The sequence below is a fragment of the Bacillus cereus group sp. BfR-BA-01310 genome, from assembly GCF_022664325.1.
GTDB lineage: Bacteria > Bacillota > Bacilli > Bacillales > Bacillaceae_G > Bacillus_A > Bacillus_A paramycoides.
The window spans coordinates 198,923-217,632 of record NZ_JAKUHD010000004.1 but is presented as its reverse complement, the minus strand read 5'-3'; the positions used below and the strand labels follow the sequence as shown (position 1 = coordinate 217,632).

The following is an 18,710-nucleotide window of genomic DNA, read 5'->3' as shown; positions in this document are numbered from 1 at the left end:
TAAAGTCTCACTTTATAGAAAGAGAAAGGGATGATAGTTTTAACATCAGATGAATAGAAGGTGAGAGAAAGTGAGATTGCTTTATAAAAGGTTGAAGTACTCTGAACTTGAGGCTGAATTACAATTAGTAGAAAGTGTTTTAAGTTCAGGATATTTTATTTTATTAGATATATTCTTTTTGTCTTCGTTATTAACAGTGTTAACTTTTTCCTTGCACCATTCATTTCTAGTTGCATTTTTCATTTTTATTAGTTCTTATATTGCTTGTAGTTGCATATTTTTTTTATTGAGAAAATGGTTGCAATAAGTTGCGCTATTAAACTTTGCAGAAGAAGCTGTCTTGAAAAATTTCGATTTTTTGAGGTGGCTTTATTTTATGAATTGTAATATATGTTTACAAAATGTAAACATATATTACGAATTCCTGCCTTGTAACTTGGCAAAAAAATTTGTTAATATGATTGTATAGAAGTTGTAGTTATCTTGCGTGTGTCAACTATGATTATTCTCATGAATAGAGGGGAATGGAATATGTCTGAAGGAATTGAAAGAAGTAATCTTGGGTTGTTATTAAAAGAATTACTGAAGGAAAAGTCTTTGTCAATGCGAAAACTGAGTGCGCTTACTGGGATCGATACTGCTACTATTTCAATGATTATAAATGGTAAACGAAAAGCAAATCCGAAGCATTTGCAAAAGTTTGCAGATTGCCTTGGTATTCCGATTGCGGATTTATTTGCGGCGGCAGGTTATTCTATTGAAACAAAGCAGGAAGAACAATCTGATATTCAAGTATCCATTAATAACATTGAACATTTACTTGAATCTTCACAGTTATATGATCAAAAGTTTAGTATCGCGAATGTAGAGCAACAATTGGCTAATTACGAACAATATTCGCAAACAGAAGAAGGAAAAGAAACGATTGAAAAGGGGTTTACTGAGAAGATTCTGAAGGTAAGTAGTATTGGACCATTTATTAATGATTTGAAAGAATTGTATGAGAGATTTACGAAAAAGAAGGGGACACCTGTAGAACTAGCTTTAATGGGAAGTGCTCTCATCTACTTTATTCTATCAGTTGATGTAATTCCGGATTACATTTTTCCTATCGGTTATTTAGATGACGCTGTTGCTGTGCAACTTGTTTTAAGTATGCTATTGAAAAGATAAGATACTTATATGAATAGATAGATAAAGATATTTATATACCAATAGTTTGGAATAGTTATGTTGTTATGAATATACGAAAAAGGTGTACCCCGTGTTAGAACGGAGTACACCTTTTTCGTATGTTGGTAAGTTTTAGTTCACGGATCTTTCTGTATACTCATAAGCTTTCTCGCCATGCATCGAAATATCAAGCCCCATTTGTTCTTCGTGCTCATCTACACGAACAGGGAGGAAGAAGTTAATGGCTTTAATGATGGCATACGTCATAATGATCGTGAATGCGTATGTTGCCCCAATTGCTATAAGTTGTTTGAAAAGAAGAGATACATTTCCGTAAAATAATCCGTTAGCGCCATCGCTATTTACAGACGTTGTCGCGAAAAGTCCAGTTGCAATACCGCCCCAAGTTCCTCCGATGCCGTGACATCCAAATGCATCGAGTGTGTCATCATATCCGAATTTGTTTTTTAAGAAGAAGACAGCGCTGAAGCATAATATACCCCCGATTGCCCCGATAAGAAGGGCGGAGAATGGTGTAACAAATCCGCAAGCCGGCGTAATTGCAACTAGACCGGAAATCACCCCACAAGCAGCTCCCATTGCGGTTGGTTTTGATTGGAAGAACCATTCTGAGAGCATCCAAGTTAATGCAGAGGCAGCGGCGGCTATATTTGTATTAATAAATGCAGTTAAAGCTACGTCATTTAAGGATAATGCACTACCGACGTTAAAACCGAACCAGCCGAACCATAGTAAGCCCGCTCCTAACATCGTAAATGGTAGATGGTGAGGGGAGGTACCGCTTATGTTTTTTCGTTTTCCAAGGAAAATCGCTAATACAAGACCGGCAACACCAGATGTGATATGAACGACATTACCGCCAGCGAAGTCTAACGCGCCGAGTTCTTTTAGCCATCCACCGACGCCCCATACCCAATGAGCGACAGGGTTGTAAACGATTGTTGTCCAGAGAAGGATAAAAATAAGAAAGGCTGAAAATCGCATTCTTTCAGCGAATGCACCTGAAATTAAAGCGGGAGTTAAAATAGCGAACATGAGTTGGAACATCATAAATAAATTGTGAGGAATAGTAGATGAGTAGTCTGGATTTGGTGCGTAGGTAACTCCGTTTAGGCCGAACCAATCAAGCGTACCTATAAGTCCGTGCCAATCGGGTCCGAATGATAAAGAATAACCAATAACAACCCATTGAATTGAAACGATAGCCATTGCACTATAGCTGTGCATTGTCGTGCTGAGTACGTTTTTACTGCGAACCATGCCTCCATAAAAAAGTGCCAATCCTGGTGTCATCAGCATGACCATTACTGTAGATACAAATATAAAAACCGTATCTCCTGTATTCATTCTTTTCCTCCTCCTGTAATGTTATAAAACATTACATAATTTTGTTATGTTTCATATCATATTGGAAATTAAAATAAAAATCAACTGAATTTTTAGATAATTTTATATTTTATGTAAGGAAATCTTACATGTGTTATTTTCGATGAAGGAAATTAGCCGTATGCGATTTGTTCTAATAATTGGTATAATATTCTTACAATTATAAATTTGGGGGATGCGTGTGAAAAAAATATGGGCTAAGGAACTATTCATTTGTTTTTGTTTAGCTGTCGCTTTGTTTGTACCAGTACATACTTTTGCGGAAGAAAAAAGAGAATGGCGAGATGAAGTTATATACTCCATTATGATTGATCGCTTCAATAACGGAGAGCCGAAAAATGATAAACAATTGGATGTTGGAAATTTAGAAGGGTACCAGGGCGGAGATATACGAGGGATTATAAAAAGATTGGATTACATAAAAGAAATGGGTTTTACTACTGTTATGCTTTCTCCACTTTTTGAAAGTCAAAAATACGATGGATATGATGCGCGTGATTTTCAAAAAGTAAATGAACATTTCGGAACAGAAGCAGATGTGAAAGAACTTGTAAAAGAGGCTCACGGAAAAGGGATGAAAGTTGTATTTCAATTTCCATTTGGAGAAAATGAACAACAATTAATTGATTCCATGAAATGGTGGATAAAAGAAGCCGATTTAGATGGAAGTTATGTTATACATAGTGAAAAAAAGCCGCGAGCTTTTTGGGATGAAGTGCAAAAAGATTTGCAGGCGATAAAGAAAGATTTTCGCATTATGACAAAAGAAGATAATGAATACTATAAAAAAATAGTAGAATCATTTTCAAAAGCAGATATGTCTGTGAAGCCTTTATATGATGTGAGTGAAAAAGAAGGAGAATTCGCTACGTTTTTAGATAATCAGGAAACAGAGAGATTTGCACGTATTGCAAAAGAAAATATGTATTATCCACCGTCTCGTTTAAAACTAGCGCTCACTTATTTATATACATCTCCGGGGATACCGAATTTTTATTACGGAACTGAAATTGCATTAGATGGAGGGAATGCTCCGGATAATAGACGATTAATGGATTTCAAATCAGATGAGAAATTTATGCAGCACATAACAAAGTTAGGTGAGCTTAGACAAACTAGACCATCTTTACGACGTGGTACGTTTGAACTTCTGTATGATAAAAGTGGAATGAGTGTGTTAAAGAGAAAATATAAAGATGAAGTAACACTAGTAGCGATTAATAATACGAAAGAAACGCAAAAAGTTTCCTTACCTGTAAGTGCAATCGGAGAAAAGCAAGAGTTAAGAGGGTTATTAGAAGATGAAATTATACGAGAAGAAAACGGGCAGTTTTATCTCGTTTTAAAGCGTGAAGAAGCGAATGTGTATAAAGTTGGTGAAGAAACGGGTATGAATTGGTTATTTATATCCTTAATCGTTGGTGTTAACGTATTATTTATTACATTTTTGATTGCGGTTAAAAAGAAACGTAAATAATGAGACATTCTCTTTTGAGATTCAATTGATAGTGTAGGGTGAGGTGTGGCGTTTGAGGAAAAAGAAGTTGTTCGTTCTATGTTTATGTCTTCTTATCGTATTTGTAAGTCTGTATTTTTGGGACAACGGTGACGATGGAAAGTTTGTTCAGTGGGGTGATAGTGTTCATTCTGTTGATACAGCAATTCTGAAGAGAAATAACATTAAATACAAAATAGAAAATGATAAAGTATACATTCCTGAAAAATCATTTAATGAAGCGATAATGTGTTGCTCTTAAAAATGTGTACAACTTAAAATGTGATAACTCTTAATAAGTAAAAAACTCCTCTAATGAGAGGAGTTTTTCTTTTTAGCGGTAGTTAATGAACTGTACGTCGATTGGTAAGTCAGCGCTACGAACGGCTGCGATTACTGCTTGCAAGTCATCACGGCTTTTCGCTGTTACGCGTACTTGGTCATCTTGAACTTGTGTTTTTACTTTTAATTTCATTTCTTTAATGATGTTGTTGATTTTTTTAGCGTTATCTTTATCGATACCTTGTTGAAGTGTTGCGCGTTGGCGAACAGTGTTACCAGTCGCAGCTTCAACTTTTCCGTAGTCCAAGTTTTTAATTGGAACGTTACGTTTTACAAGTTTAGAAATTAGAACGTCTTTTACTTGGTCTAATTTGAACTCATCGTCAGAAGTTAAAACAAGTACTTCTTTTTCTAATTTAATATCACTTTTACTTCCTTTAAAGTCATATCGGTTTTGGATTTCCTTTAATGCGATGTTAATTGCGTTTGTTACCTCGGGTAATTCTACTTTCGAAACGATGTCAAAAGAACTATCTTTTGCCATAGTTAGCACCTCCAAATAAAATTCTAATCTTTCTTGCGCCTAAAGGCTATGTACTGTACATACTAAAGTATAGCTGAAAACGAGTCTAGACTTAAGTGTTTTCATACTTATATTCATGTAACCTCATTTTATTATAGTGAATTTTGGGCAGTTGGACAAATAAAGGAAAAATCGTGTTATAATTAACTTTTGTTTGGAATGATAAAAAAGATAATTTTATATATATAGAAGGGAATTAAAAAATATGTATTTGCAATTAGGATCGATTGAACAGGTAACTGTTTTACGCGAAACGGAAATCGGATATATGGTTGGGAATGAAGAAGAAGAAATCTTCCTACATAAAAACGAAGTAGCTGGAGAAATTCAAGAAGGCGATACGATTGATGTATTCTTATACCTTGATCACCAAAATCGTATTTCAGCAACAATGAAGGAACCAATTATTACAACATATGATTGGAATTGGGTAAAGGTTGTAGAAGTTATTCCTAGTTTAGGTGTCTTTGTTGATATTGGTGTATCAAAAGATATACTAATTCCAGCCGATGAGTTCCCGATTTATATGCCAGTATGGCCAGAAGTAGGCGATGAATTATATTGTACGCTAAAATTAACGAATCGTGATCGTTTAATTGCTCTTCCGGCAAGAGATTCAGATATGCAAGAAATTATCGTAGATGCAACGCCATCTATGCGTAATAAAAACGTAAATGGACGTGTGTATCGCTCACTTCAAGTTGGTTCATTCATACTAACTGACGAGCATTTCCGTGCTTTCTTACACCATACAGAAAGAAAAGAACAAGTTCGCATTGGTGAACGTGTAACGGGCCGTATTATTGACGTGAAAGATGACGGTACAATCAACATTTCACTTCTTCCTCGTAAAGAAGAAGGAATGGAAGACGATGCAGCGGTTATTTATGAATATATGGAAGAACGAGGCGGAGCAATGCCGTTTTGGGATAAGAGCCACCCAGAAGATATTAAAGAACGTTTCAACATGAGTAAAGCTGCATTTAAGCGTGCGCTTGGTAAAATGATGAAAGAAGAAAAGATTTACCAAGAAGAAGGCTGGACTTACTTTAAGAAGTAAAGTGGATTAAAAAAGAGGAGGCTGTTTGAAACAGCCCCCTCTTTTTATTTTGTCAGTAAATCGATATATTTGAAAAATCGCCGATATAATTTCATTTACAATCATGCATACTGTTTAAAAAGTTTATACTCTCGCTTTTTAGTTCCCTTGCTCAGAAAGATGAGAAAATGTATCTTTTAAGTCACTATCGTTTATTTTAATATTTGCCTTTTTTAATTCATCTTGTAATAATTTTTGACTGTATGAAGGATCGGCAAGACGTTCTTCTTCTATGTTTTTACGTATAGAGTCTTTCACTTCATCGTAAGGTTTTAAATCTTTTTTGTCAGTTAGTTTAATAATGTGATAGCCGTTTGGTGATTTAACAGGATTGCTAATTTGCCCAACCTTTAATTTGTAGGCAGCTTTTTCAAATTCAGGTGTCATTTTGCCTGCCCCGAAGTATCCAAGGTCTCCACCCTTATCTTTTGATGCTATATCTTGAGATTCTTTTTTTGCTAATTCTTCAAATGAAGCACCAGCATCTAACTTTTTCTTTATTTCATTCGCTTCATTTTCGTCACTTACTAAAATGTGACTAGCTTTAATCTCTGGTTTATAGTAGTCTTTCACATCTTTTTCGGTAACGCTTTTCTTAATGGCCTCATTCATTGCCAGTTTGAATTTGATTTGCTTTTTGAAATCATCTTCATCTTTTAAACGATTGTTTTCTAGTACTGCTTTAAATTGTTCTCCATATTGATCTTTCGCTTTTTGTACTTCTTTATTCACGGCATCGTCAGATACTTTATATTTTTTAGTGATAACATCTTGTGCTATCATTTCGTATAGCATGTCTTTTCCGTAACGGTCTTTCAATTGCTTTTCGAAATCGCCCTTCGTAATCGTTGAGTCTGTTGCTGTAGCGATTGTGGCCGAGTCGTTTTTTTGTCCGCAAGCAGATAACGTTAATATACTTATTAGTGCAGTGATAATGAATATATGTTTCCCTCTCATGCTAACACCTCATCCGAATATGTTATCGCTATTGTAGAATATAGAAGTGAACATGAAGTGAATTTTTAATGTTTTTTCCCTGTAAAATGTAAAAAAAGTACACCAACATTAATGTTGATGTACGATGTGATCAAAGGTGATCTGTTTTCTTAGAATATGCACGCTTACCTTGCTCTATATTTTTTTGCTCTTGTTCATTTTTTTGAGTACGCTTTGCATTATTATCGCGTGCTTTTTTGTCGTTATCGCTCGTATGTGGCATATGTATCAACTCCATTTCTAAACGTTGTACGTTTATCATTTCCTTTTTCGTAAAGACTATGTATAGCGGTGCATTCATGAATAATAAAGGTGGATTAGAAATGGATTTGAAGCTGAATTATACTGAACTTATTAAGAAGTTAGTCGTCGTAATTATTGCAGGCTTATTAAATGCGATTGGGATGAATTTATTTTTAACACCAGCGAAAGTATATGCGAGTGGCTTTGCTGGATTGTCTCAGTTATTATCACAAATATTAGGTGACTTTTTGTCTATTCATATATCTACGGGGGTATTGTTTAGTTTATTTAATATTCCTGTCGTTATTTTGGCTTGGAAAAAGGTTGGGAAGGCTTTTACATTTTTTAGTTTTCTTTGCGTTATATTTATGACTTTGTTTTTAGAAATTATCCCAGTTAGAGCGGTTTCGAACGATATAATATTAAATGCCATTTTTGGTGGTATTATTTCAGCTATTGGGGTAGGAATTGCTTTAAAGTGGGGCGCCTCTACAGGTGGCTTAGATATTATCGCCATGATTTTATCAAAGATAAAAGATAAGCCTGTCGGTACGTACTTTTTCTTCTTTAATGCACTTATCATTATCGCTGCTGGTTACGTATACGGATGGGAAAAAGCGTTATATACTTTGGTCACTTTGTATGTATCGACGCGAATTATTGATGCAATTCATACTCGTCATGTGAAGATTACCGCATTAATTGTTACGAAGAATGGAGCGGATGTGCGAAAAGCGATTCATTCTCGTTTGGTGAGAGGGATTACAACTATACCAGCAACAGGTGCGTATACAAATGAAAATAAAGAAATGTTAATGATTGTTATTACTCGTTACGAGTTATACGAATTAGAGAGGGTCATTAAACAAGTGGACCCAGGTGCATTTACAAATATACTGCAAACGGTCGGAGTGTTTGGATTGTTTAGAAAAGATTAAAGAGGACCAAAGCTGGTCCTCTTTTTTAATGTGAATTCGTAATGTTTTGCAATTGCTCCTGCATTTCATGTAGCTGAACTTTTTCAGCAGTTGAAGAGTTTGCGTAAGCAGAGTGCAAAGCGTTTTTTGCCCTATAAACGAGTTCCTGTTGTTCAGCACCGCTTGAACAAGAAACGGCATTTGCAACAGCGTCTCTAGCTTGTTGGAATAGTAAGTTCCCCATTTAAACCCCTCCAAGAGAAGAGTTACTTCTTGCTTTTTCTGCCTCAGCTAATGTACCTCTGTACGGGAATCTTGCATCATGCTTCATAACAGCATCGGCTCCTTGTTGGATAAAACGTTTTGATTTGTTCTTTTTACCCATTCGAAAAACCCCCTTTATTTAGCTGAAAACAATTGACGCGCTTTTTCGCGTCTAATAATAGTATGAGCGTTTTGCGAGAAACTATAAGCAGGGAATTTTTAGATTACAATCCAAGAACCTCTTCTAAATATAGAGCGATACCATCTTCTTCGTTTGTTAATGTTGTGTGGTTTGCGAGTGATTTTAATTCAGGGATCGCATTTCCCATTGCAATTCCATGACCAGCAAATTCGATCATTTCAAAGTCGTTATCCTCATCACCGAAAGCGATGATTCGCTCTTTTGGAATGTTGTAATGACCTGAGATTTTTTGTAATCCGACAGCTTTATTTAGTCCGCTTTTTACAATTTCAATAATTGGCCAAGGTGCACCCCATTTTCGATGGTCAATTACTTCAGCATGCATATCTGTTAAATGCTGACGAATTGCAGCGGAATGCTCGTCATGTGCGTCGATTAATAAGCAAGTTGGATGGTCGTTTAAAATATTTAATAAATCTCCTGTGAAAATCTTTGGAGAACCGAATTCAAAAATATGTTTTTTATCTTCATCAATTTCACGAACATACACATCATCCATGACTTCGGCATATACATTTTTCACGCCAAAATCAAAGCAAGCTCGGACGATTTCTTGCGCTGTTGAAAGTTCAAGAGGAGAGTGGTGTGTTCCCCAACTTGAATCAAGAGGGTGATGCACGTAAGCTCCATTGAAGTTTACGATTGGTGTATTAAGACTAAGCTCTTTATAATAATCGTAACTAGCGCGGAATGGACGCCCTGTTGAAATAACGACAATATGTCCTTGTTCTTTTGCTTTTGCAATTGTGTTTTTAGTTCTTGGAGAAATTATTTTGTTGTCTGTTAATAGTGTTCCGTCTAAGTCTAATGCGATTAAATGTTGTTTGTTCATAATTTCACCTCTTATAATAATTTTTTTGTGTCTATCTGTATTTCCGTTTTTAATATGCAGAAATAAGAGGTTGGGCTAGGTGAAACCACCGTAGATGGAAGTTTCACTATATATCCATCTTACGTCGCAAAGTGCGGTGGTGTCCACTATTTCTCGCTGGAAATTAGGAAAAGTCAACATCTTTTTAGAAAGTTCAAACAATGTTTCTTTCATTATGTACAATTTGTGAAAAGGGTTACATTACTTGGGCGATGAGACATATAATGAACATGTAATCTTCTCGTATATGTTTGACTCTCCTTTGAAACTAGCCTAAAGATAGGTTGGTTTCTTTTTTTTCAACAAATATAACGGAGATTCCTGCTTAAGCTTGTGTAATTATATATGTAAGTGGATAAACAGTAGTACTTGTTTCCTAAACATGACAGAAAAGCTTTCTTTTAAAATGGATATACTAATGAGGCAAGACGTCATGGAAGGAGAATGAAAATGGGACAAAATCGTAGGTTTCGTTCTGGGCAAAAAGCACCAAATGATGGTATTTATGTAGAAATTGGTGAAACGGGAAGTATGGTAAAGGATCCGCAAATGGTGAAATTAACTGTCGGGGAGAGGTTTCCAGAGAATACAAATCATAACCGTCAGTGGGCATATAAAAGAAAACCGTAACAGAAGCCGCAATAGTTATTGCGGCTTTTTTGATTTGGAAAATGAATGTTACCTTTTTCTTTTTCCGATAATAAGTTTGAAATACATAAGCAAATTTATTGTATAAAAAAGTAAGTTGGCGTATAATCAAATCAAAGGTCAAAGAAAGTCAAACATTTGGAGGGCTGTAAAGATGGACTTAAATCAAATGACAACGAAAACACAAGAAGCGATTATGAGTGCTCAATCTTTAGCGGTATCTCATCATCATCAAGAAGTAGATACTGTTCATCTATTGCTTACATTATTAGAGCAGCAAGATGGATTAGCAGTACGTATTTTTCAAAAAATGAATGTCGATATAGAAGCATTAAAAACAGGTGTAGAAAGTTTAATTAAGAAAAAGCCTTCTGTAACTGGAGGCGGGGCAGAAGCAGGGAAATTGTATATAACGGGTGCTTTGCAACAACTGCTTGTTAGGGCAGGGGCTGAAGCAGAAAAATTGCAAGATGATTATATTTCAATAGAACATGTATTACTTGCCTTTTGTGAAGAAAAGGGCGATATAAATCAATTATTTATAAAATGTAACATTACAAAAGATACTTTATTACAGTCTTTAATGACAGTTCGGGGGAATCAAAGAGTGACTAGTCAAAATCCAGAAGCAACTTATGAAGCGTTAGAAAAATATGGCCGTGATTTAGTGGCTGAAGTAAGAGCGGGGAAAATTGACCCTGTTATTGGCCGAGATAGTGAAATTCGCCGTGTAATCCGCATTCTTTCACGCAAAACGAAAAATAACCCTGTTTTAATCGGGGAACCAGGTGTTGGTAAAACGGCAATCGTTGAAGGATTAGCGCAGCGTATCGTGAAAAAAGATGTACCAGAAGGGTTAAAAGATAGAACAATTTTCGCTTTAGATATGAGTGCGCTCGTAGCTGGAGCAAAATTCCGCGGTGAGTTTGAAGAACGTCTGCAAGCTGTATTAAATGAAATTAAAAAGAGCGAAGGCCGCATTTTATTATTCATTGATGAACTTCATACAATTGTAGGGGCTGGTAAAACAGAAGGAGCAATGGATGCAGGAAATATGTTAAAACCAATGCTTGCTCGTGGTGAACTGCATTGTATCGGGGCAACAACGTTAGATGAATATCGTAAATATATCGAGAAGGATCCAGCGTTAGAAAGACGTTTCCAACAAGTATTAGCAGAAGAGCCAACTGTTGAGGATACAATTTCAATTTTACGTGGTTTAAAAGAGCGTTTTGAAATTTATCACGGTGTAAATATTCATGACCGTGCAATTGTAGCGGCATCAGTGTTATCAGATCGATATATTTCAGATCGCTTTTTACCAGATAAAGCAATTGACCTTGTTGATGAAGCTTGTGCAACAATTCGAACAGAAATTGATTCTATGCCAACAGAATTAGATGAAGTAACGCGCCGCATTATGCAGTTAGAAATTGAAGAAGCTGCCCTTGGGAAAGAAAAGGATCTTGGTAGCCAAGAACGTCTAAAAACATTACAACGTGAATTATCGGATTTAAAAGAAGTTGCAAGTGGCATGAGAGCAAAATGGGAGAAAGAAAAAGAAGACATTCACAAAGTTCGTGACTTACGTGAACATTTAGAGCGCTTGCGCCGTGAATTAGAAGAAGCAGAAGGTAATTACGATTTAAATAAAGCAGCTGAGCTTCGCCACGGAAAAATTCCAGCTATCGAAAAAGAGTTAAAAGAAGCAGAAGAAATGGGCGCGCATAATAAACAAGAAAATCGTTTATTACGTGAGGAAGTAAGTGAAGAAGAAATTGCAGATATTGTTTCACGATGGACTGGTATTCCTGTCGCAAAACTCGTTGAAGGCGAACGCGAGAAATTACTACGCTTAGAGCAAATTTTATCAGAGCGTGTAATCGGACAAGAAGAAGCAGTAAGCTTAGTATCAGATGCAGTTCTTCGTGCTCGCGCTGGCATTAAAGATCCGAATCGTCCAATTGGTTCATTCATTTTCTTAGGTCCTACGGGTGTAGGTAAAACAGAGCTTGCAAAAACGTTAGCACAAACGTTATTTGATAGCGAAGAGCAAATGATTCGTATCGATATGTCTGAGTACATGGAAAAACACGCTGTGTCACGCTTAATCGGTGCGCCTCCTGGATATGTTGGATATGAAGAGGGCGGTCAATTAACGGAAGCAGTAAGACGTAAACCGTATTCTGTTATTTTGTTAGACGAAATCGAAAAAGCACATCCAGAAGTATTTAATATTTTATTACAAATGCTAGACGATGGGCGCATTACAGATTCACAAGGACGTACAGTAGACTTTAAAAACACGGTCATTATTATGACTTCAAATATTGGATCTGCGCATTTATTAGAAGGGTTAGAAGAGGATGGTTCTATTAAAGAAGAATCACGAGACCTTGTTATGGGACAATTACGAGGACATTTCCGACCAGAGTTTTTAAACCGTGTCGATGAAATTATTTTATTCAAACCTCTTACAACGAATGAAATTAAAGGTATTGTTGATAAAATTGTAAAAGAATTACAAGGTCGTTTAGCTGACCGTCACATTACTGTAGAATTAACAGACTCTGCGAAAGAATTCGTTGTAGAAGCCGGCTTTGATCCGATGTACGGAGCTCGTCCATTGAAAAGATACGTACAACGTCAAGTGGAAACAAAATTAGCACGAGAATTAATTGCAGGAACGATTACTGATAATAGTCACGTAGTTGTTGATGTAGAAAATAACGAATTAGTCGTTCATGTGAAATAAAAAAAGAGTTCGGATAAAATCCGGACTCTTTTTAGTGTTGTTCTACTGGCTCGTTTGGAATTGCAGCTGAAATCGCTAATACTAATACCGCAAGAACAACTGAGAAAATAGACGCTAGGTTAAAATCGTATGCACCGCCAGTCATAGAGCCGATTACATAGCTCATCATATGTACAAGCAAGAACGACCAAATTAATGCCCAAATAAAACGCATATTTTACACCTCTATTCGTTCAATCTGTCCTTATTGTAACACAATTGAAAAAAGAATATAGAAAAATATTTGTAGATTTTTCAACGCAAATTTGCATTCTGTTCATACAGTATAAAAGAGTGGTTTTATACGTTTAGAAAATAAGGCGGGAGAAAAATGAGTATTACGGAACGTTTCTTTTACTTAGAAAAAGAACCAAGTGTAATGTATTTACCGGAGAAGCCAAATGGATTTTCTGTTATGCTCCTTGGGGACTATAACTATTTCATTGAGAATGGTACAAGTTTATGGACACAGCATGCGGGAAGAGCTTGTTTTTTAAATGGCCTTATTGAAAGGGGCTACACGGTCTTTTCATCTAATTTATACGGAAGGCATTGGGGAAACGATCAATCTGTTCGTCTGGCAAAGCGTTTATATGATGTCGTTCTAAGAAAAGAGACATTAAATGCGAAAATGCACATTATGGCAGATGGTATGGGGGCGCTTGTAGCGCTTGAGATGATGAACAAATACCCTGAATGTATACGATCTGTCGTTATGTTAAATCCTTGTTTAGATTTACCAGAATATGTGGAATTTGAGAAGGAACACAAGTTTTTTTATAAAAGATTAGTTAAAGAATTAAGTTTGGCATACGAGTCAAAAGAAGCAGAGTTGGAATCAAAAATAAATAAGAAATCATTTGCATATCTTCCTTCTTGTGTACCGGTTAAAATTTTCGTATCCACACAAGAAAAAAGAGGGAGAAAACAATTATTACGTAAATATGAGCAAATGAGGCAATTAAAACAATGTGATACCTCCGTCTTATTCCATCTACAGGATGTGAAATATAAAATGGTTAGGCAAACGTGTGATTTCTTTAAAAAATATGAAGAAGAATTGTGAAGCTCCCATATACATAAATGAGGAGCTATTTGTTTAAAGGAGAAAGGGCTGGTGATATGAAACGCGTGCTTATTATAGGTGCACTTACGTTTGTAGGTTATCACCTTGTGAATAAAATGATCGCAGAAGAAGTGGAAGTGTATGGGCTTGATTTTGATGATTTAGATGGTATGACGAAAATTAATGAAGAGAAATTATTTTTAATTGGACGAAATGCGTTGTTTACGTACTATTCTATCAGGGATGAAGACGGATGGCGGGTAGTAGAAGAAGATAGTTTTGATACGGTTTACTTTTGCTTGTATGAGCCGAATCAGCAAAGTGGATTTCGGAATGAAAGGGTCATATTACAATATTTAAAGCGTATTGTAAGGCTGTGTAAAAAAAATAAAGTAAAGTTAAATTTAATTTCTTCTATTGAAATAGGGAGCACTGAAGAATCCGAAAATAAACGTCTATTTTCGAAAGTAGAAGAAGGGTTGAAGAAAGGAGAACTGCAATATAGTGTATTTCGAGTTCCTACATTATATGGACCGTGGCAACCATCATTTATGATGTATCATCAGCTCATCTTATCAGAACTCGATGAGAAAGAGTGCCATTGTATGAATGAAGAAAAAGGAAGCGATTTACTTTACGTTGAAGATGTATGTGAATACTTATGGGAAAATGGAACGAATGTAAAGCATCTTGGTGTATATAATTTACTTAGTGGAAAAGAAGCATTATGGGAAAAAGGTATGACCCTGTTGCATGCAGATGATAAAGTAAATAAAAAAAATGTGGAAGTAAGAGATGAAGCTATAGAGATTATTTCTATTAAAAGAAACACACCATTAGAATTCGGTTTAAATAAACAATTGGCACATATGAAAAAATATAAAGAGTTATACGAGGGCTAAAACACGTGTTACACTATTGTATGGATAATGGAATGAGAGCTTTTTATAGAGAGGAAGAAATAATATGAATGAAAAAAGCATGCAATTTTTACAAATCGCGATGAAGCATTTACCAGAAGCGAAGGCAATTTTAGATGATAACGGAATTGCACTTGATATGGAGAAAGCACAGCCGGTGTTAGAGTTATTGATGAAAGTAATGAGCGAAGCATATGAGCTTGGGAAAGCGGATAAAGAATAAAACCAAAACCTTCTTTTTTGGAGGGGAGAGAGGCTCGAACCGTGAGAAGAAGCGGTTAGGGCTTTTTTTGTCTCGATCGGGGAAAATCAGAGGGGTGAGGTAGTTGAGGGGAGAGAGGCTTGAGCCGTGAGAAGAAGTGGTTAGGGCCCTTTTTTTGTCTCGGGCGGAGTAAGGTCAAAAGTATGGGGAAGTTTATCTTTTGAAAGGACAGTGATTTTTCTGTTTCTTTTAATGAAAAATAAAGTTGATAATACGTTGGCTTTATTTTTTTTAGCTGAAATATATTCTAGACAAAAGTACATTTATGTTTTAAAATTAGTACCAAGTCATAATAATTGATATAAAACGGAGGGCTGCGATGTGAACGTAGGCATTTTAGGGATCGGAAGATATGTGCCAGAAAAAGTAGTCACAAATCACGATTTAGAGAAAATCGTAGATACATCTGATGAATGGATTCGTACGAGAACGGGAATTGCAGAAAGACGCATTGCCGATGATACAATAGATACGTCATATATGGCGGTAGAGGCTTCTAAAAAAGCACTTGAAGATGCAGGGGTTAGCGGAGAGGATATCGATCTTATTTTAGTGGCAACAGTAACGCCGGATCGCTCATTCCCAGCAGTTGCTTGTGTAATCCAAGAAGCGATTGGCGCAAAACATGCAGCTGCAATGGATTTAAGCGCAGCGTGTGCGGGCTTTATGTACGGAATGATTACAGCGCAGCAATTTATTCAAACGGGAACTTACAAAAATATATTAGTAGTTGGAAGTGACAAACTATCTAAAATTGTAGACTGGAACGACCGAAATACAGCAGTACTATTTGGGGACGGAGCAGGCGCTATCGTAATGGGAGCTGTTTCGGAAGGAAAAGGTGTACTTTCATTCGAATTAGGAGCGGACGGAAGTGGCGGTAAGCATCTTTATCAAGACGAGTATGTTATGATGAACGGACGAGAAGTCTTTAAATTTGCGGTTCGTCAACTTGGTGATTCTTGTCTGCGCGTGTTAGAAAAAGCAGGACTTACGAAAGAGGATGTGGACTTTTTAGTACCGCATCAAGCGAATATTCGTATTATGGAATCTGCAAGAGAGAGATTAAATTTACCGAAAGAAAAAATGAGTATGACAATTGAAAAGTTCGGTAATACATCGGCTTCTTCAATTCCAATTGCAATGGTAGAGGAATTGCAAAATGGACGTATTCAAGATGGCGATTTAATTATACTAGTCGGTTTTGGCGGCGGCTTAACATGGGGAGCAGTAGCTCTTCGTTGGGGTAAATAAGGACTGAGAGAAAAAAAGGAGTGTATTTTGTATGGAAAAAAAGAGGGTCGTAATTACAGGATTAGGTGCTGTTACACCAATCGGAACAGATGTTGAAACAGCTTGGGAAAATATTAAAAACGGTGTATCTGGAATTGGAAGACTTACAAGAATAGATCCAGAACTGTTTCCAGCAAAAGTAGCAGCAGAAATTAACGACTTTGAAGTCGAAAAATATATGGATAAAAAAGAAGCTCGCCGTATGGACCGTTTTACGCAATATGCAGTAGCAGCAGCGAAAATGGCAGTTGCAGATGCGAAGCTTGAAATTACAGAAGAAAATGCTCCACGCATTGGTGTATGGGTAGGTTCTGGTATTGGTGGTATGGAAACATACGAAGAACAATTTAAGATTTTTACTGAAAAAGGTCCGCGACGTGTGAGTCCATTTTTCGTACCAATGATGATTCCAGATATGGCAGCAGGTCAAGTATCAATTGCTACAGGAGCGAAAGGAATTAATACTTGCTCTGTAACAGCTTGTGCATCTGGGGCAAACTCAATTGGTGATGCATTTAAAGCCATTCAGCGCGGTGATGCCGATGCAATGATAACGGGGGGAGCAGAAGCACCGTTAACAAGTATGGCATTCGCTGGATTTTGTTCAGCGAAAGCATTAACATTTAATGAAGATCCAGCAACGGCTTGCCGTCCGTTCGATAAAAACCGTAGCGGTTTCGTAATGGGTGAAGGATCAGGAATTCTTATTCTTGAAGAATTAGAGCACGCATTAGCACGTGGTGCTCACATTTATGCGGAAATCGCTGGTTACGGTGCAACTGGTGATGCGTTCCATATTACAATGCCTGCTCCTGGCGGTGAAGGTGGAGTTCGTGCGATGCGTCAAGCTTTAGCTGATGCAGGTCTAGAGCCAGAAGATATTGATTACATTAATGCACATGGTACAAGTACAGATGCAAATGAAAAGTATGAAACGATGGCAATTAAAGAAACTTTCGGTGAGCATGCATATAAAGTAGCAATTAGCTCGACGAAATCAATGACAGGTCATTTATTAGGAGCGGCTGGTGCTGTTGAAGCGATCTTCTCTATTAAAACAATTACAGACGGAGTGATTCCTCCGACGATTAACTATGAAACGCCAGATCCAGATTGCGATTTAGATTACGTACCGAATAAAGCGAGACAACAAGAAGTAAACACAGTATTAAGTAACTCACTAGGATTCGGTGGTCATAACGCAGTATTAGTATTTAAATCGTATAAATAATAGATGAAATAAGGTGTTTTTTCGTAACATATTGCGAAAAAACACCTTATTTATTTTTACGCCTTTTTCTCCTTTTGCATATACATAAGAAAAAGGAGGGATAAAGATGGGGGTTATTGAAACAGCCGAGTGGTTACATCTATATTATGGACGTCCAGAAAAGATTTGTGAGAAATTTACGAAGTATATTCCATTGCCAAAAGAGAGGCTGTATCGCTTTTTAATTTCTAAAGGTATGTATCGCCCAGTAATGCGGGGAGAACAGGAAATTAAAGAATTAGAGAAAAAAGAAATTTGGAAAGAACTTAGCATGGAGTATGAAAAATTGAAAAGTTGGCTAAAAGGGCCAGATGTCCCTATCTTTATTTTGTTATCAGATTCCTATAATCGAACTGTACAAGAAGAGTATAACGGGAAGGCTGGCTTATCTATGCGCCACGTTATTTTCTTATTCGTATGTGGACGGAATTCGGTGGAAGAATTAAAAGTGTTATTGACACATGAATATCACCACATATGCAGGTTACATCAAATTGAGACGAAAGAAACGGAATATACATTACTTGATACGATGATTATGGAAGGATTAGCTGAACAGGCAGTAACGGAAAGATATACAGAAAAAAATAATGCACCGTGGACGACGTATCTTTCAAAAGAAGAAGCGATTTATTATTGGCAAAACGTTGTACAAGAAAGAATAAGCATAAAACGAGGAACAAAGGAGCATGACATTTTATTAAATGGACTTCATTCCTACCCGAAAATGCTTGGCTATGCACTTGGATTTTATATTGTAAAAGATTGTGTAGCGTTTGAAGGAGAGGATACACTTTCTTTATTATCTATAGATGCGAAAGAAATATTGAGTAAAGCAAATACATTTCATGTTTCATGAAAAAACAGGAGCTATATCTCCTGTTTTTTTAATATTATAGAAGAAAAAATAATAATTAGAATATAT

Annotated in this window: 22 protein-coding genes; 14 read left to right on the top strand and 8 right to left on the bottom strand. The window is 36.4% G+C overall.

All coding sequences use genetic code 11. The annotated features are described in order from the left end of the window. Positions 1-70: 70 nt before the first annotated feature. Together MR109_RS30200 and MR109_RS11555 are read left to right on the top strand one after the other, a co-directional pair. On the top strand, positions 71-307 hold the full coding sequence (locus MR109_RS30200; protein ID WP_071717640.1) for a hypothetical protein: 237 nt from the start codon (positions 71-73) through the stop codon (positions 305-307). 224 nt (positions 308-531) lie between these two features. Next, positions 532-1,173: a helix-turn-helix domain-containing protein gene (locus MR109_RS11555; protein ID WP_242272133.1), complete on the top strand. Its 642-nt coding sequence runs from the start codon at positions 532-534 to the stop codon at positions 1,171-1,173. Between the two features lie 132 nt (positions 1,174-1,305). On the opposite strand, the gene MR109_RS11550 is transcribed toward MR109_RS11555, so the two are convergent. Continuing rightward, positions 1,306-2,541 carry an ammonium transporter gene (locus MR109_RS11550; protein ID WP_242272132.1) on the bottom strand — a complete coding sequence of 412 codons (1,236 nt, stop codon included), beginning with the start codon at positions 2,539-2,541 and terminating at the stop codon, positions 1,306-1,308. Positions 2,542-2,755: 214 nt separating this feature from the next. On the opposite strand from MR109_RS11550, the gene MR109_RS11545 reads away from it, so the two are divergent. Further along, a complete protein-coding gene (locus MR109_RS11545; RefSeq protein WP_242272131.1) occupies positions 2,756-4,057 on the top strand; it encodes an alpha-amylase family glycosyl hydrolase in 1,302 nt (433 codons plus the stop codon). A gap of 52 nt (positions 4,058-4,109) precedes the next feature. Next, entirely contained in the window at positions 4,110-4,337 is a 228-nt protein-coding gene (locus MR109_RS11540; RefSeq protein ID WP_048369699.1) for a hypothetical protein, read from the top strand. 72 nt (positions 4,338-4,409) lie between these two features. Here MR109_RS11540 and MR109_RS11535 read toward each other — a convergent pair whose 3' ends face one another. Beyond that, positions 4,410-4,901 (bottom strand): YajQ family cyclic di-GMP-binding protein, encoded by a 492-nt coding sequence (locus MR109_RS11535; RefSeq protein WP_001040146.1) that lies wholly within the window; start codon positions 4,899-4,901, stop codon positions 4,410-4,412. A gap of 244 nt (positions 4,902-5,145) precedes the next feature. Here MR109_RS11535 and MR109_RS11530 point away from each other — a divergent pair, with 244 nt between their 5' ends. Next, entirely contained in the window at positions 5,146-6,000 is an 855-nt protein-coding gene (locus MR109_RS11530) for a CvfB family protein (protein ID WP_002170815.1), read from the top strand. 138 nt (positions 6,001-6,138) lie between these two features. Here the strand turns inward: MR109_RS11530 and prsA are convergent, their stop codons facing one another. Next, positions 6,139-6,996 (bottom strand): peptidylprolyl isomerase PrsA, encoded by an 858-nt coding sequence (gene prsA / locus MR109_RS11525; protein WP_178940563.1) that lies wholly within the window; start codon positions 6,994-6,996, stop codon positions 6,139-6,141. Positions 6,997-7,126: 130 nt separating this feature from the next. Continuing rightward, entirely contained in the window at positions 7,127-7,258 is a 132-nt protein-coding gene (locus tag MR109_RS11520) for a DUF3941 domain-containing protein (RefSeq protein ID WP_001120850.1), read from the bottom strand. A 100-nt stretch (positions 7,259-7,358) separates the two neighbouring features. Here MR109_RS11520 and MR109_RS11515 point away from each other — a divergent pair, with 100 nt between their 5' ends. Then, positions 7,359-8,216: a YitT family protein gene (locus MR109_RS11515; RefSeq protein ID WP_002170817.1), complete on the top strand. Its 858-nt coding sequence runs from the start codon at positions 7,359-7,361 to the stop codon at positions 8,214-8,216. Between the two features lie 25 nt (positions 8,217-8,241). Here MR109_RS11515 and MR109_RS11510 read toward each other — a convergent pair whose 3' ends face one another. The 3 genes from MR109_RS11510 to MR109_RS11500 all read right to left on the bottom strand — a co-directional run bounded on the left by MR109_RS11510 (position 8,242) and on the right by MR109_RS11500 (position 9,493). Beyond that, positions 8,242-8,439 (bottom strand): DUF3813 domain-containing protein, encoded by a 198-nt coding sequence (locus tag MR109_RS11510; RefSeq protein ID WP_002170818.1) that lies wholly within the window; start codon positions 8,437-8,439, stop codon positions 8,242-8,244. After that, positions 8,440-8,580, bottom strand: a complete 141-nt coding sequence (locus MR109_RS11505; protein WP_002170819.1) for a hypothetical protein — start codon at positions 8,578-8,580, stop codon at positions 8,440-8,442. Positions 8,581-8,683: 103 nt separating this feature from the next. Then, a complete protein-coding gene (locus MR109_RS11500; protein WP_001041222.1) occupies positions 8,684-9,493 on the bottom strand; it encodes a Cof-type HAD-IIB family hydrolase in 810 nt (269 codons plus the stop codon). A gap of 489 nt (positions 9,494-9,982) precedes the next feature. Here MR109_RS11500 and MR109_RS11495 point away from each other — a divergent pair, with 489 nt between their 5' ends. Both MR109_RS11495 and clpB read left to right on the top strand, forming a co-directional pair. Further along, positions 9,983-10,162 carry a YjzC family protein gene (locus tag MR109_RS11495; protein WP_242272130.1) on the top strand — a complete coding sequence of 60 codons (180 nt, stop codon included), beginning with the start codon at positions 9,983-9,985 and terminating at the stop codon, positions 10,160-10,162. A gap of 172 nt (positions 10,163-10,334) precedes the next feature. Next, positions 10,335-12,935 (top strand): ATP-dependent chaperone ClpB, encoded by a 2,601-nt coding sequence (gene clpB / locus MR109_RS11490; protein ID WP_048369683.1) that lies wholly within the window; start codon positions 10,335-10,337, stop codon positions 12,933-12,935. 31 nt (positions 12,936-12,966) lie between these two features. Here the strand turns inward: clpB and MR109_RS11485 are convergent, their stop codons facing one another. Further along, complete coding sequence (locus tag MR109_RS11485; RefSeq protein WP_242272129.1) at positions 12,967-13,149, bottom strand: YjzD family protein; 183 nt, start codon at positions 13,147-13,149, stop codon at positions 12,967-12,969. 156 nt (positions 13,150-13,305) lie between these two features. Between MR109_RS11485 and MR109_RS11480 the strand changes: the two genes are divergently transcribed. The 6 genes from MR109_RS11480 to MR109_RS11455 all read left to right on the top strand — a co-directional run bounded on the left by MR109_RS11480 (position 13,306) and on the right by MR109_RS11455 (position 18,644). Then, positions 13,306-14,040: a lipase family protein gene (locus tag MR109_RS11480; protein ID WP_048369680.1), complete on the top strand. Its 735-nt coding sequence runs from the start codon at positions 13,306-13,308 to the stop codon at positions 14,038-14,040. Between the two features lie 29 nt (positions 14,041-14,069). Continuing rightward, positions 14,070-14,942, top strand: coding sequence for an NAD-dependent epimerase/dehydratase family protein (locus MR109_RS11475; RefSeq protein WP_242272128.1), 873 nt, complete (start codon positions 14,070-14,072; stop codon positions 14,940-14,942). 64 nt (positions 14,943-15,006) lie between these two features. After that, entirely contained in the window at positions 15,007-15,183 is a 177-nt protein-coding gene (locus tag MR109_RS11470; protein ID WP_001003336.1) for a ComZ family protein, read from the top strand. Positions 15,184-15,543: 360 nt separating this feature from the next. Beyond that, a complete protein-coding gene (gene fabH, locus MR109_RS11465; protein ID WP_002170826.1) occupies positions 15,544-16,476 on the top strand; it encodes a beta-ketoacyl-ACP synthase III in 933 nt (310 codons plus the stop codon). A gap of 31 nt (positions 16,477-16,507) precedes the next feature. Beyond that, positions 16,508-17,746: a beta-ketoacyl-ACP synthase II gene (gene fabF / locus MR109_RS11460; protein WP_002170827.1), complete on the top strand. Its 1,239-nt coding sequence runs from the start codon at positions 16,508-16,510 to the stop codon at positions 17,744-17,746. Positions 17,747-17,852: 106 nt separating this feature from the next. After that, a complete protein-coding gene (locus MR109_RS11455) occupies positions 17,853-18,644 on the top strand; it encodes a DUF2268 domain-containing putative Zn-dependent protease (protein ID WP_048369674.1) in 792 nt (263 codons plus the stop codon). Positions 18,645-18,710 lie beyond the last annotated feature (66 nt).

What these genes read in the sequence shown, in the direction of transcription:
- MR109_RS11555 (WP_242272133.1), top strand. Translation starts at nt 532, where the DNA reads ATGTCTGAAGGAATTGAAAGAAGTAATCTTGGGTTGTTATTAAAAGAA.
- MR109_RS11550 (WP_242272132.1), bottom strand. Translation starts at nt 2,541, where the DNA reads ATGAATACAGGAGATACGGTTTTTATATTTGTATCTACAGTAATGGTC.
- MR109_RS11545 (WP_242272131.1), top strand. Translation starts at nt 2,756, where the DNA reads ATGCGTGTGAAAAAAATATGGGCTAAGGAACTATTCATTTGTTTTTGT.
- MR109_RS11535 (WP_001040146.1), bottom strand. Translation starts at nt 4,901, where the DNA reads ATGGCAAAAGATAGTTCTTTTGACATCGTTTCGAAAGTAGAATTACCC.
- MR109_RS11530 (WP_002170815.1), top strand. Translation starts at nt 5,146, where the DNA reads ATGTATTTGCAATTAGGATCGATTGAACAGGTAACTGTTTTACGCGAA.
- prsA (WP_178940563.1), bottom strand. Translation starts at nt 6,996, where the DNA reads ATGAGAGGGAAACATATATTCATTATCACTGCACTAATAAGTATATTA.
- MR109_RS11520 (WP_001120850.1), bottom strand. Translation starts at nt 7,258, where the DNA reads ATGCCACATACGAGCGATAACGACAAAAAAGCACGCGATAATAATGCA.
- MR109_RS11515 (WP_002170817.1), top strand. Translation starts at nt 7,359, where the DNA reads ATGGATTTGAAGCTGAATTATACTGAACTTATTAAGAAGTTAGTCGTC.
- MR109_RS11510 (WP_002170818.1), bottom strand. Translation starts at nt 8,439, where the DNA reads ATGGGGAACTTACTATTCCAACAAGCTAGAGACGCTGTTGCAAATGCC.
- MR109_RS11505 (WP_002170819.1), bottom strand. Translation starts at nt 8,580, where the DNA reads ATGGGTAAAAAGAACAAATCAAAACGTTTTATCCAACAAGGAGCCGAT.
- MR109_RS11500 (WP_001041222.1), bottom strand. Translation starts at nt 9,493, where the DNA reads ATGAACAAACAACATTTAATCGCATTAGACTTAGACGGAACACTATTA.
- MR109_RS11495 (WP_242272130.1), top strand. Translation starts at nt 9,983, where the DNA reads ATGGGACAAAATCGTAGGTTTCGTTCTGGGCAAAAAGCACCAAATGAT.
- clpB (WP_048369683.1), top strand. Translation starts at nt 10,335, where the DNA reads ATGGACTTAAATCAAATGACAACGAAAACACAAGAAGCGATTATGAGT.
- MR109_RS11485 (WP_242272129.1), bottom strand. Translation starts at nt 13,149, where the DNA reads ATGCGTTTTATTTGGGCATTAATTTGGTCGTTCTTGCTTGTACATATG.
- MR109_RS11480 (WP_048369680.1), top strand. Translation starts at nt 13,306, where the DNA reads ATGAGTATTACGGAACGTTTCTTTTACTTAGAAAAAGAACCAAGTGTA.
- MR109_RS11470 (WP_001003336.1), top strand. Translation starts at nt 15,007, where the DNA reads ATGAATGAAAAAAGCATGCAATTTTTACAAATCGCGATGAAGCATTTA.
- fabF (WP_002170827.1), top strand. Translation starts at nt 16,508, where the DNA reads ATGGAAAAAAAGAGGGTCGTAATTACAGGATTAGGTGCTGTTACACCA.
- MR109_RS11455 (WP_048369674.1), top strand. Translation starts at nt 17,853, where the DNA reads ATGGGGGTTATTGAAACAGCCGAGTGGTTACATCTATATTATGGACGT.